Here is an 11,516-nt window from a genome sequence, read left to right on the forward strand (position 1 = left end):
CCCCGTGTGGCGGTCTTTTTTTGGGTGGGGGGTGGGCCTGGGGGCCGCCCTGCCGGGCGCCTCCCCCCCCCCCCTCCCCCGCCACCGCCGCCGCCGATGTCCGCCGACCGGCGGACTCGGACGTTGCGGGGTGCTGGTCCTCAGCTCAACTGTTGAGCCTCAGCGCGTAGTAGACGTTCAGGGCGGACTCCGCACCCGAGCCGGTGGCGGTCATGATGCGCTGGCCCCGCGCGGACCGGAGGTCCCCGGCGGTGAGGACGTGGGGGTGCTGCCGTTCGGGCGGGCAGTAGCCGTCCTCGCCCCGTACCAGCGCTCCGGGCACGGCGGCCGGGCGGCAGCCGAGGTTCACGAAGACCGCGTCGGCGTCGAAGTCGCCCAACTCGCCCGCCGTGAAACGGCCGTCGACCGTCCGGCGGAGGTCGAGCGAAGCGACCTCCCGCAGGGTCACCCGGCTCTCCCCGCGGACCTCGTCGGCCTTGTAGGCGTCCGCCGGCGGGTGCGGCACCACCAGGCGGAGCGGGACGTCCGGGTGGGCGCGCAGCAGCGTGCCGAGGGGGCGGTCGGCACCGAGGACGAGGGTGGGGCGACCGGAGAGGGAGGCGGCGTCCGCCTCCCACACCGGAGGGATCGGGCCGGCGTCGGAGGTGATCCACTCCGCCTCCTCCGGGAGCGCCGCCCGGACGCCGGTCGCGACCACCGCGTACCGCGCGCGGACCGAAGTGCCCGAGGCCAGGCGCACGGTGACCCCGCCGTCGTCCGCCTGCAACTCCTCCGCCGCGTCGCCCACGCGGACCTCGCACAGCTCGTGCACCCGCCGAACGTCCGCCGCGACGGCGTCCGCGAACGCCCCGCCGGTCGCGAAGCCGAGGACGTTCTCCACCGCCGGCACCCGGCGGAGCGTGTGCGCCGGCTCGTGCCGCTCGATCAGCACCGACCGCAGCCCCACGCTCGCCGCCATCACCGCCGCCGCGCAGCCCGCCGGGCCACCACCGACGATCACCAGGTCGTGCGTCACCGCCTCCGGCGTCACCGGCGCTCCTGTCAGCACTGTCCGACCAACTCCTCCGCCGTCACCGACCGTCGCGCTCCCACCCTTACAGGAACTGATGGACGATGCCCGCTGCCGCGTACCCGTTGACGATTCCGATGACCACGGCGATGCCGACCTTCCGGTCCGAGGCGTACGACATCGTGGTGCCGATGGCCAGGAACAGGGCCCCGGCCGCGAGGGAGCGCCAGTCGGTGAGCGGCTCCACCGTTCCCCTCAGGTGGAGTCCGACGAACAGCAGGAAGGAGGCGAGGACGGTGACGAGCATCCACCTCTCGAATCCCGGCAGCGTGCGGTTGGTCCGCTGGTTCTCGCCCGACATCCGATGCGCCCTCCCCGGCACGGCTGTGTCCCGGGTGCCATTGCATCGTGTGCCGGGGCGTTTGTCGCGGGGGCTTCCGGCCGTTGCGGGGGAAGTTCAGCGCTCCCAGGACCGGGGCCGGTCCCGGGCCTCCCAGTCCGGGCGGAGGAGGGCGAGCATGGCGATGTCGTGGCGCCGCCCCCGGTGGAAGCAGGCGGAGCGGCGGACGCCCTCCTGGACGAAGCCGGCGCGGGCGAGGGTCGCGAGCCCCGGGGCGTTGGTGGTGTGGGGAATCGCTTCGAGGCGGTGCAGCGGGAGTTCGCCGAAGGCGAGGTCGACCAGGGCGTCGAGGGCGGCGGCACCGTAACCGTGGCCCCGTTGCTCGGGAGCGACGAGGAAGCGGACGCAGGCCAGGCCGTCCACCATGTCCTGGTCGGCCAGGACGGCGGAGCCGACCGGGGTGCCGTCCGGGAGCACGACGAGGAAGCCGTCGTGGTCGGAGTCCTCGATGTCCTGCTCGATCCGTTCGCGGACGGCCGACAAGGGGCGCGGCCAGTGGCCGAGTTCGTGCGCCGCCACGGGGTCGGAGCGCCAGGAGTACAGCAACTCGGCGTCGTCCACGTCGAGCGGGACGAGGGTGATGGCGGGGGTGGTGGCCTCGGGCGCGCGGGTGCTGGTCATGGGCGGATGGTAGGGCGGGGCGGGCGGGGCGACCACCGGAATACCGCGCCGCCCGCCGGGCGCCGAACGGCGCGGCCCGGCGGACGGCGGTGGGCCGGGTGGGTCAGCCCTGCTGCGGGCCCTGCGGCTGGGCCTGCTGGTACGGGGCGGCCGGCTGGTACGGGGCGGCCTGCTGGTAGGGGGCGGCGGGCTGGTACGGCTGGGCCTGGTGCTGCGGGGCGGCCTGCTGGTGGGGCTGCTGGTACGGAGCGGCCGGCGGGTACGGAGCGGCCTGGTGCTGACGCGCGGTCGGGTTGTACTGCGGGGCGTTCGGCACCGGCACCGGCTGCGGGGCGGTCGCGTTGGAGCGCTCGGCCAGCGCCTTCACCGAATTGGCGATCAGCACCACCGGCAGGATGAAGGCCTGGAAGAAGATCCGGTACTCGCCGCCCTCGAAGACGAACCCGAGGTAGTACGCGTACCCGACGAAGGCTATGCCGGCGACGATGTTGAGGATGCGCCAGCCGAGCTTCACCCCGCCGAGGTTGATGGCGCCGAGGACCACCATGGCGATGCCGCTGACGGCCAGCAGCACGACGTACCAGGAGAAGAGGGGCTCGGCGTCGAAGTCGAAATTCAAGGGAGGTTCCTGTGGGTGAGTGAGGAAGAGCGGCTGATGGGGACGAGTGCGCACAGTACTGGAGTCCACCGACAGTCGTCCTCACGATTTCGCCACGGTGTCATCGCCGAATCCACCCGGCGAACCCGCCGTTCACCCCTTGAAAACCGCTCAGGAAGCGTCAGTGCGTTCGGATATGATGCGGCCGTCGCTGGTGGTTGGGGGGCGAAGCAGCGACCCGGGTGAGAGTCCCGGTGCGGCCTCCCACCTCGGCGAACCGCCTGCTGCCGGGTTCCGTCGGGTTCGCCCGCCTTCCTCCCATGAGGTCCCCTTGCGTACTCAGCACCGCAGATCCCTCGCCCTGGCCGCCGCGGCGACCCTGGTCTCGGGTGCCGCCCTCGCCGCCGCGCCCGCCGCTTCCGCACTTCCGCGCCCCGCCAAGGCCGACACGGTCCGCAGCGCCCAGGGACAGGGCGTCCCGGGCCCCGGCGTCCAGGAACAGCGCAGCCCCGTCACGGTCACCCTCGACGGCTTCCCCCGCGGCTTCACCGCGGGCGGCCTCGCGGCGGAGTTCACCGCCACGCTCCGCAACTCCGCCGACCACGCCGTCGACGTCACCACCGGGTTCACCGTCGCGAACGGCGACTCGGGGATCCGCGAGACCCAGCTCCGGCTGGAGTTCCAGCCGCCCGGCGGAGCGCAGTGGAAGCCCGCCACGCCCAACCCGGGGGCCGCCGTCGGGGCGACCTGGACGCTCGACGCCTTCAACTCCCGGCTGAGCCTGCCCGCCGGGGGCTCGGCGACGTACCGGCTGCGTCTCGCCGTCACCGCCGACGCTCCCGCCGGTCGGGCGACCGCCGCGCTGAACGCCGTCGTCTCGGACCCGACGCTGCCGCCGGAGAACCGGATCTCCAGCGCGAGCAGCCCGTTCTCCGAGTTCGTCACCACGGCGGCGGGCGGCAGCGCGACCCCCACGCCCGCCCCCGCGCCCGGTGTGCCGTTCCTCGCCCTGGACGCGGTGCCGGTCTCCTTCACCGCGGGCGGCGAGGCGAAGCCGTTCCGCCTGTCGCTCACCAACCGCAGCGGCAAGGAGATCGCCTTCCTGCCCGAGCTGACCTTCCGGGGGCGGGCCTTGCCCACCGCCGAGGGGACCCGGCTGGAGTTCCAGACGGCCGAGGGCGAGTGGCTCCCGGCGGTCGACCAGGGCTCGTCCGCGGCGGGGCGGCTCACGCTCACCCTGCGCACGGGGGACAAGGACAGCGGCCTCGTCCGGCTGCGCGACGGCGAGTCCCGGACGGTCAACGTCCGGCTGGCGTTCGCACAGGACGTGCCGGCCGGCGTGCTGTCGCTGGTGTTCACCGGTCTCAGCCTCCCCCAGGGCGGCGGGAACGGGTCCGGGGCGACGGCCACCAGCTCGGCGGTCGACATCACGGTGGCCGGCGCCGCGCCGTCCACGCCGCAGGCCCCGCAGGCGGCGCCCAGCACGGTGGGCACCGCCCCGGTCGCCGAGCCGACCGCGCCGTCCGTCGCCCCGGCGGGCCCGCCCGCCGCCACCGCGCCCGCGGTCGGCCTCGCGGCGGTCACGTCTCCGGCGCCGTCGACCAGCGCGCCGGTCGTGCAGGCGGCCGACGCCACGCCGACCGCGCCCGCCGCACCGGCCCCGGCCGTCACCGTGACCGTGGCGGCGGCCCCGCTGCCGCCCGCCGACCTGGCGACGACGGGCGGCGACTCCTTCAACGCACCGATGGCGATCACCGGGGGCACCGCGATAGCGATGGGCATCGGCACGCTGCTCGTGGCCCACCGCCGCCAGCAGCTCCGCCCGGCGGCCAGGCCGTCCCGCCCGGCGGCGGGCCCGGCGGCCGGTCCGGCGGGTCCGCCCGGCCCGGCCGGTCCGGTCGGCAGGCCCGGCCCCGGCGGGCCGACGGGGGGCTGAGCACGGCGGGCGCGTCCGGTACGTCCGGCGCGCCCGCTTCGAGCACTGCCGGGAGCTGCCGGGAGCTGTCGGGACCTACGCGGGACCTGCCGGGGCCTACCGGGCGGCGACGGTCGCGCGGGCGAGTACGGACAGCTCGAAGGGGCGGAGCGCGTCGGTGCGTTCCCACTCCGCCGGGCCGACCGTCTCGTGCTGCCGGACGTACTCGACCGGGCGGAGCCCGTGCGCGCACAACAGGCGGTCCATCTGCTCGATGCCGAGGAAGGTCCGCCAGGGCTCGCCCTGCTCGGCGGTCGCGGCCATCACCGCCTCCGCGTACGCCGCACCCGTCTCGTCGCGCTGTTCGGGCGGCAGGAGGTGTTCCACCACGAGTTCGGTGCCGGGGGCGAAGCCGCCGACGGCGTCCAGGGTCCGGCCGATCGCCTCCCGGGTGAGGTACATCGTGACCCCGAGCCAGCCGACCAGTGCGGGCCGGTCGAGGTCGAAGCCGGACCGGACGAGCCCGTCGGTCAGTGACCGGGCGGACATCTGCTCGAAGTCCACCGGGACGAGGGCGGTGGAGGGCGGCACTGGCGTCCCCGTCGCGAGCAGCAGCTCCCGCTTCCACTCCTGGGCCGCAGGGCGGTCGACCTCGAAAACCCCTACCCGGCCTGCGAGTTCGGACCGGTAGGCGAAGGAGTCGAGCCCGGCGCCGAGGATCACGTACTGGTCGATCCCGAGGGTGGCGAGCCCGGCGAGCCGGTCCTCGGTGTAGCGGCTGCGGGTGACGGCCGTGGTCCGTGCGCCGGCCAGGACGGGGTGGCTGCCGTAGGACCGGTGATAGCCGAGGAGTTCGTCGGCGTGCTCCGCGAGAAACGTGTGGGCCACGGTGTCGGAGAGGATTGCGGGAGCGTCGTCGACGACGAGATGCGCCGCGCGTGCCGCAGCCGCCATGAGAGCCGTCCGGCTCGGTTGTCCGTTGTTCACCATGAAAGCGGACATTACCGATAGATTTTGACAGTATATCACAAAATTAAATATTTCGGAAGTTTATTCAGGCGGTATTTCGATAACGAATTCGGCTCCGGAACGGAGTCCGATCGGACGAGGGTGAGCAGATGACCGACCACGAAGTGCTGCACGTGTTCTGCGGACCGGACGGCGGGTACGGCAACCTGCTCGGCGTCGTCCGCGACGGGGCGGCCCTTCCCGCCGAGGCCGACCGGCAGGCGTTCGCCCGCGAGCTCGGCTTCAGCGAGACGGTGTTCGTCGACGACCCGGAGCGCGGCGCCGTCGACATCTACACGCCCACCCTCCGCCTGCCCTTCGCCGGGCACCCGTGCGTCGGCGCCGCGTGGCTGCTCGGCGTGGACCGGCTGGTCACCCGGGCCGGCGCGGTCGACGTCCGGCACGACGGCGCGTTCACCCGGATCGCGGCGCCCGCCGCCTGGGCGCCGCCGCGCACGCTCCGGCGCCACGGCTCACCGGCCGAGGTGGACGGGTTGGCGGTGCCGCCGCCGGGTGAGTGGATCTACGCCTGGGCCTGGGTGGACGAGGCGGCCGGTACCGTCCGCGCCCGCGCCTTCCCCGGCCGGGACGACGGCATCGACGAGGACGAGGCCACCGGCGCCGCCGCCCTCCTCCTCACCGCCGAGCTGGGCCGTGATCTGACGATCACCCAGGGGTGCGGTTCGCAGATCGTCACCGGGATCCGCGACGGCGGCCTGATCGAGGTCGGCGGCCGGGTCCGCAGGGCGGACTGAGCTCGGGCGGACCGGGGTGGGGCGGACCGGGGTGGGGCGGACCGGGGTCGGACCGACTGCCGAGGAGGGTGTCTTGTCGGAGGAGACGCAGTTCGCGGGGTGCCCGGCGGGCGGCGTCGGGCTTCAGTGACCGCGGCCCGCGACGGGCTCCGCGTAAACGGCGGGCGCAGAGGTGGGCGCGGCGGTGGGTGCGGCTGCCGGGGCCTGAACCCGGGCGGACACCGTGGGCCGTGACGCCATGGCCCGTGACGCCGTGGCCCGTGACGCCGTGGACCTCGGTGCCGGGGCCCGGGGGGCCGTCGCGCGGCGGAGGAGGAGTGAGCGTCCGGCGGGGACCAGGGCGAGGTGGGTGATGCCGACGCCGACGACCGCGAGCAGGATGTGGTCCACGTTGAGGACGTGGCCCGGGGCCCAGGAGGAGAGGAACTCCAGGGCGGTGGCCAGCAGGGCCGAGGCGCCGGTGGTGCGGAGGAAGGACAGCAGCCAGGGTGCTCGGAGACGACCTCCGGCGAGCGGCAGCAGGAGGCCGAGCGGGGCGGGCAGGAGCAGTTCGCCGAGGACCTGTCCCAGGCTGGAGGAGTGCAGGGAGGCCAGCGGCGTCAGGTTGGCGTCGTACACCCAGGCCACCGGCAGCGGGCGCAGCACCAGCCAGCCGACCAGGACCAGATGGAGGGTGAGGCCGAGGAGGCCCACCACCCGGAGTGGGTGGTGGACGGCCGTCGCACGCCCGGTGTGGGCGGCTGTCGGCCGCCCGGTCTCGGTCCGCACGCCGGCACGCTCTGCGCGTGTCCTGGTGCCATCTCGCTGCACGGGAGGAAGGACGTGGGCCGACGGCGCGACGGTTCCACGGCCGGTGCGAACTTTGTGCTGCACGCCGGAGCAGGTCCGGGACGGCGCGCCGGAGCCGCGCGCCGGAGCGAACCCGGAGCCGCTCCGGGGCGCGAGAGGCGGCAAGGGGCGCGCGGGAAGGGGTGGGGGCGGCCGAGGGGATGCCCGGTGGACCCGCAGGTCCGCCGGGCGCCCCTCAGCGGCAGGGTGCCGCGGTCGACGGCGAGGTCGACGGCACCGCGCTGAACGCGTTGTCGGCCGGGGGTGTGGACGGCGTCACCACCACCGGCGACGGCGAGGCCACCCCCGCGCGCGCCGGGGCCGACACCTTCCCCGGCTCGGGGGACCGCGTCGGCGTCACCGCCGCAGGGGGGACGGCGGCGGACGACGGCGTGCCGGGCGCCGTGGGTATCTGCGCGACCGTGGGGCAGGCGGTCCGGCTGGCCGGTGCCCCCGCGTCCACCGGGACGGCGGTGGGGCGGATGCCGCAGCCCGCCGCCAGTACGGCCAGGCCCAGCAGGGCGGCGGCACCGAAGGACCGCCGGTCGAAGGGACGTCTCACTGGGCACTCTCCTCGGGGGCGTCGGCCGGCGGCGGGGGTGGCGGCGACACCGGCAGCGTCAGCGTGAACACCGCACCCACCTCCCCGTTGGCGGCCGTGATCGTCCCCCCGTGGATCTGCGCGTTGGCCATCGCGATGGAGAGGCCGAGACCGCTGCCCTCCGACCGCGCCCGCCCCTTGTCGGCCTTGTAGAACCGGTCGAACACGTGCGGCAGCACGTCCTCGGGGATGCCGGGGCCGCTGTCGGACACCTCGACGACCACCGAGTCCGGGGTCTCCCGCACCCGCACCCGCACCGGCGAGCCGCCGTGCTTGAGCGCGTTGCCGATCAGGTTGGCGAACACCACGTCCAGCCGGCGCGGGTCGACCACGGCCCGGACCCCGCGCGGGGCGTCCAGCTCGACCGCGTCGTACCAGGCCCGGCCGTCGATGCAGGACATGATCAGGTCGGCGATGTCCACCTCGTCGGCGACCAGCTTGGCCGTGCCGGCGTCGAAGCGGGTCACCTCCATCAGGTTCTCCACCAGGTCGGACAGCCGCCGGGTCTCGCTGACCACCAGCCGGACGGCCGGCTCGATCATCGGGTCGAGCGACTCCGCCTCGTCCTCCAGGATGTCCGTCACGGCGGTCATCGCGGTCAGCGGGGTGCGCAGTTCGTGCGACATGTCGGCGACGAACCGCCGGCTCTGCGCCTCGCGCGCGCTCAGCTCCTCGACCTGCTCGTGCAGCGACTCGGCCGTCCGGTTGAACGTGCGCGCCAGATCCGCGAGCTCGTCCGAACCCTCGACCTCCAGGCGGGTGTCGAGGTGGCCCTCGCCGAGCCGCCGGGCCGCGTCGCCGAGCCGCTTGACCGGCCGCAGCACCGTCGCCGACGCGGCCTGCGCGAGCAGCGCCGAGCCGATCAGCGCCAGCAGGGTGGCGATCGCCAGCGACCAGCCGAGGGTGTTGAGGTCGGCCCGCTCGTTCTCCAGCGACTTGAACATGTACGCCGTCGGACCGGTCGACACCACCTTGGTCCCGCCGATCACGAACGGCCGGCCGTCGAGGTTCTGCCGCTGCCAGTAGAGGTGGTACGTGTACGGGTTGGACTCGGTGATCTCGCGCGGCTTGGCGACGGCGGTCTGCAACGGGGTCGGGACGTTGGCGAGCGAGTACCGCGCCGGATCGGAGGAGGCGATGCAGTCCGGCAGGGCGGGGTCGACGACGACCACGTCGTAGGTGAGTCCGGAGCTGGCGACGTAGCCGGCGAGGTCGATCAGGTCGTGACAGGTCGCCTTCAGCGGCAGGTTCGAGACGTTGCGGCTGAGGGAGACCCGGAAGTCGTTGAGCGCGGTGTCCTGGGCGCGCTTGAGCACCGCGTCCCGGTTCAGCCAGTACGCGATGCCGGAGGCCGAGACGGCGGTGAGCAGGGCGACCGCGGCGAACACCGCGATCAGCCGCACCCGAAGGGAGCGCAGCCGTCGCCACGGGCCCGAGGAGAACCGCCGGGTCGTCGTCTGATGGTCAGTCACGGGAGCCTGTCGTTGCGGAAGTTCAGTGCGGGGGTCGGGATATCGCCGGGCCGGTGGGGTGTCCGGTGGAGTGCCCGGCGGGGCGGGTGCCGGTGAAGGCACCCGCGGTGGCGCCGATGGGGGCGGCGGTCGGAGTGGCGGTCGGAGTGGCGGTCGGAGTGGCGATCGGTGCGCTGGTCGGGGTGGCGGTCACGCCGGTGGGTCCAGCCGGTAGCCGACCCCGCGCACCGTGCGGATCAGCGTCGGCGCCGAGGGCACGTCCTCCACCTTGGCCCGCAGCCGCTGGACGCAGGCGTCCACCAGCCGGGAGTCGCCCAGGTAGTCGTGCTCCCAGACGAGACGCAGCAACTGCTGCCGGGAGAGCGCCTGCCCGGGTCGCCGGCTGAGCTCCAGCAGCAGCCGCAGCTCGGTCGGGGTGAGCTGGAGGTCCGCGCCGTCCTTGGTGACCGTCATCGCCGCCCGGTCGATCACCACCGTGCCGTAGACGGAGGAGTCCGAGCTCTCCCGCTCGCCGCGCCGGAGCACGGCCCGGATCCGGGCGTCCAGCACCCGTGGCTGCACCGGCTTGACCACGTAGTCGTCCGCGCCCGATTCCAGGCCGACCACCACATCGATGTCGTCGGAACGGGCGGTGAGCAGGATGATCGGCAGCTGGTCGGTCCGGCGGATCCGGCGGCAGACCTCGAAGCCGTCGATTCCGGGCAGCATCACGTCCAGCACGATGAGGTCCGGCCGCTGCTCCTTGAAGAGCCTCAGACCGTCCTCGCCGGACGCGGCGGTGGCCACGCGGTGGCCCTGGCGGGTGAGGGCGAGTTCGAGGCCGGTCCGGATGGCGTCGTCGTCCTCGATCAGAAGGAGGAAAGGCACGGGCTCATTCTGGCTCACCCGGAGCGGCGAATCACCCCCCACTCGCCCCTGCCGTCACCCGCCCCCGTCCCCCACCGCCCGACCGGGAACCGGAACCCGAGCCACCGGCGTCCGTCAACGGCGGGAGGCCGAGCACGACAAAAGGCCCGGCCCTGTGACAGCCCTGTGACAGTCGACGGACAGCGTCATCACAACCGGCGGGCAAGATTTTCGATGTCGCCGCAGGACAGCGGGCCAACTGGCCGGCTGGAAGGCGGCAACGGAACCGCTCGTACCGAACAAGGGGGCGCACGATGAACGCCATGCTTCAGACCCGGACCAACCCGGCTGTCGGCACCGCGCGTTCGTCAGCGAACACCCACAGGACCCGGTTCGAGGTCAGGACCGACGAGACCTCCGGTGCCGTGATCGTACGGGGGTGCGCACACAGCACCGGTGGAAGTACTGCCGCACGCCGGGTGAGCGGCGGCGGCAGGACGGGGGAGATGTACGGGATCGGCCGTCGGGGGAACGCGGCCGACTCCGGCAACACCCTCACGCTGCGGGGGATCCTCCCCGTCCGCGTCGAGGGCACGGACGCCCCGGGGGGGAACCGGGGCATCGGGGGGACCGGCCTGCGGAAGGCCGACTCGGGGGAGTCGGCCGGCCGCGAGGCCGCCGGTGCGACGCTGCTGCGGCTGAACCCCGCGGCGGCGCGCACCACCGAAGTGGCACAGGGCGGCGCGCGGGAGGAGCGCCCGGCCGTCGCGGAGGACCACATCACGGAGTTCACCGCATACGTGCGCGAGCGTCGCGCCTCTCTGTACGCCACCGCGTACCACCTCACAGGTGACCGCTACGAGGCCGAGGACCTGCTGCAGAGCGCGCTCTTCAGCACCTACCGGGCTTGGGGCCGGATCACCGACAAGGCGGCGGTCGGGGGCTACCTCCGCCGCACCATGACCAACCTGCACATCTCCGCCTGGCGGCGCCGCAAGGTCAGCGAGTACCCGACCGAGGAGCTGCCGGAGACGGTCGGCGACACCGACGCGATGGGCGGCACCGAGCTGCGTGCCGTGCTCTGGCAGGCGCTGGCCAAGCTGCCGGAGAACCAGCGGACCATGCTGGTGCTCCGCTACTACGAGGGCAAGACCGACCCGGAGATCGCCGACGTGCTCGGCATCAGCGTCGGCACGGTCAAGAGCAGCATCTGGCGCGCGCTGCGCCGGCTGCGCGACGACGAGCAGCTGAACACCTCGGGCGACACCGGCCGGGCCTTCGGCGAGCTGGTCGCGTAAGGGCCGCAGGGGGCCGCTCCAGGGCGGTCGCAGGGGCCGCCGAGGGCGGCCCCGGGAATGACTCCCGTCGGGGGACGGGTAGCAGGACGGACACGGCACGGAGGCGCCGGCTCGGGGGAGCGGCGCCGCCGGGGGAGGCCGGGACCGTCCGGGGAAGGCGGCGGG

At 74.0% G+C, this 11,516-nt stretch carries 13 protein-coding genes; 3 read left to right on the forward strand and 10 right to left on the reverse strand.

Going from position 1 to position 11,516, the window contains the following annotated elements; genetic code table 11:
* Positions 1–145 precede the first annotated feature (145 nt).
* The 4 genes from ACFWOG_RS30295 to ACFWOG_RS30310 form a co-directional block, all read right to left on the reverse strand.
* On the reverse strand, positions 146–1,030 hold the full coding sequence (locus tag ACFWOG_RS30295) for an FAD-dependent oxidoreductase (RefSeq protein ID WP_380362108.1): 885 nt from the start codon (positions 1,028–1,030) through the stop codon (positions 146–148).
* 64 nt (positions 1,031–1,094) lie between these two features.
* Positions 1,095–1,370 carry a hypothetical protein gene (locus ACFWOG_RS30300; protein WP_329950699.1) on the reverse strand — a complete coding sequence of 92 codons (276 nt, stop codon included), beginning with the start codon at positions 1,368–1,370 and terminating at the stop codon, positions 1,095–1,097.
* Positions 1,371–1,466: 96 nt separating this feature from the next.
* Entirely contained in the window at positions 1,467–2,030 is a 564-nt protein-coding gene (locus ACFWOG_RS30305) for a GNAT family N-acetyltransferase (RefSeq protein ID WP_380362110.1), read from the reverse strand.
* Positions 2,031–2,133: 103 nt separating this feature from the next.
* Positions 2,134–2,649, reverse strand: coding sequence for a hypothetical protein (locus ACFWOG_RS30310; RefSeq protein WP_380362112.1), 516 nt, complete (start codon positions 2,647–2,649; stop codon positions 2,134–2,136).
* 310 nt (positions 2,650–2,959) lie between these two features.
* Here ACFWOG_RS30310 and ACFWOG_RS30315 point away from each other — a divergent pair, with 310 nt between their 5' ends.
* On the forward strand, positions 2,960–4,564 hold the full coding sequence (locus tag ACFWOG_RS30315) for a hypothetical protein (protein ID WP_329950702.1): 1,605 nt from the start codon (positions 2,960–2,962) through the stop codon (positions 4,562–4,564).
* A 96-nt stretch (positions 4,565–4,660) separates the two neighbouring features.
* On the opposite strand, the gene ACFWOG_RS30320 is transcribed toward ACFWOG_RS30315, so the two are convergent.
* Positions 4,661–5,533, reverse strand: a complete 873-nt coding sequence (locus ACFWOG_RS30320) for a class I SAM-dependent methyltransferase (RefSeq protein ID WP_380362114.1) — start codon at positions 5,531–5,533, stop codon at positions 4,661–4,663.
* A gap of 128 nt (positions 5,534–5,661) precedes the next feature.
* Here ACFWOG_RS30320 and ACFWOG_RS30325 point away from each other — a divergent pair, with 128 nt between their 5' ends.
* A complete protein-coding gene (locus tag ACFWOG_RS30325) occupies positions 5,662–6,306 on the forward strand; it encodes a PhzF family phenazine biosynthesis protein (RefSeq protein ID WP_329950704.1) in 645 nt (214 codons plus the stop codon).
* 123 nt (positions 6,307–6,429) lie between these two features.
* Here the strand turns inward: ACFWOG_RS30325 and ACFWOG_RS30330 are convergent, their stop codons facing one another.
* The 5 genes from ACFWOG_RS30330 to ACFWOG_RS30350 all read right to left on the reverse strand — a co-directional run bounded on the left by ACFWOG_RS30330 (position 6,430) and on the right by ACFWOG_RS30350 (position 10,074).
* The gene (locus ACFWOG_RS30330) at positions 6,430–7,074 is read right to left on the reverse strand and encodes a VanZ family protein (RefSeq protein WP_380362117.1); all 645 of its coding nucleotides are present in this window, start codon (positions 7,072–7,074) and stop codon (positions 6,430–6,432) included.
* A 256-nt stretch (positions 7,075–7,330) separates the two neighbouring features.
* Positions 7,331–7,696 (reverse strand): hypothetical protein, encoded by a 366-nt coding sequence (locus ACFWOG_RS30335; RefSeq protein ID WP_329950706.1) that lies wholly within the window; start codon positions 7,694–7,696, stop codon positions 7,331–7,333.
* Positions 7,693–9,207, reverse strand: a complete 1,515-nt coding sequence (locus ACFWOG_RS30340) for an ATP-binding protein (protein WP_380362119.1) — start codon at positions 9,205–9,207, stop codon at positions 7,693–7,695. The genes ACFWOG_RS30335 and ACFWOG_RS30340 overlap by 4 nt, the downstream gene beginning before the upstream one ends.
* Positions 9,208–9,229: 22 nt before the next feature.
* Complete coding sequence (locus tag ACFWOG_RS30345; RefSeq protein WP_380362121.1) at positions 9,230–9,400, reverse strand: hypothetical protein; 171 nt, start codon at positions 9,398–9,400, stop codon at positions 9,230–9,232.
* A complete protein-coding gene (locus tag ACFWOG_RS30350; protein ID WP_327677620.1) occupies positions 9,397–10,074 on the reverse strand; it encodes a response regulator transcription factor in 678 nt (225 codons plus the stop codon). Before ACFWOG_RS30350 ends, ACFWOG_RS30345 begins: the two co-directional genes overlap by 4 nt.
* Positions 10,075–10,559: 485 nt before the next feature.
* On the opposite strand from ACFWOG_RS30350, the gene ACFWOG_RS30355 reads away from it, so the two are divergent.
* A complete protein-coding gene (locus ACFWOG_RS30355) occupies positions 10,560–11,351 on the forward strand; it encodes a SigE family RNA polymerase sigma factor (RefSeq protein WP_329950708.1) in 792 nt (263 codons plus the stop codon).
* Positions 11,352–11,516 lie beyond the last annotated feature (165 nt).

The organism is Kitasatospora sp. NPDC058406, assembly GCF_042722765.1.
In the GTDB taxonomy this organism is placed as follows: Bacteria; Actinomycetota; Actinomycetes; order Streptomycetales; family Streptomycetaceae; genus Kitasatospora.

What these genes read in the sequence shown, in the direction of transcription:
- ACFWOG_RS30300 (WP_329950699.1), bottom strand. Translation starts at nt 1,370, where the DNA reads ATGTCGGGCGAGAACCAGCGGACCAACCGCACGCTGCCGGGATTCGAG.
- ACFWOG_RS30305 (WP_380362110.1), bottom strand. Translation starts at nt 2,030, where the DNA reads ATGACCAGCACCCGCGCGCCCGAGGCCACCACCCCCGCCATCACCCTC.
- ACFWOG_RS30320 (WP_380362114.1), bottom strand. Translation starts at nt 5,533, where the DNA reads ATGGTGAACAACGGACAACCGAGCCGGACGGCTCTCATGGCGGCTGCG.
- ACFWOG_RS30325 (WP_329950704.1), top strand. Translation starts at nt 5,662, where the DNA reads ATGACCGACCACGAAGTGCTGCACGTGTTCTGCGGACCGGACGGCGGG.
- ACFWOG_RS30355 (WP_329950708.1), top strand. Translation starts at nt 10,560, where the DNA reads ATGTACGGGATCGGCCGTCGGGGGAACGCGGCCGACTCCGGCAACACC.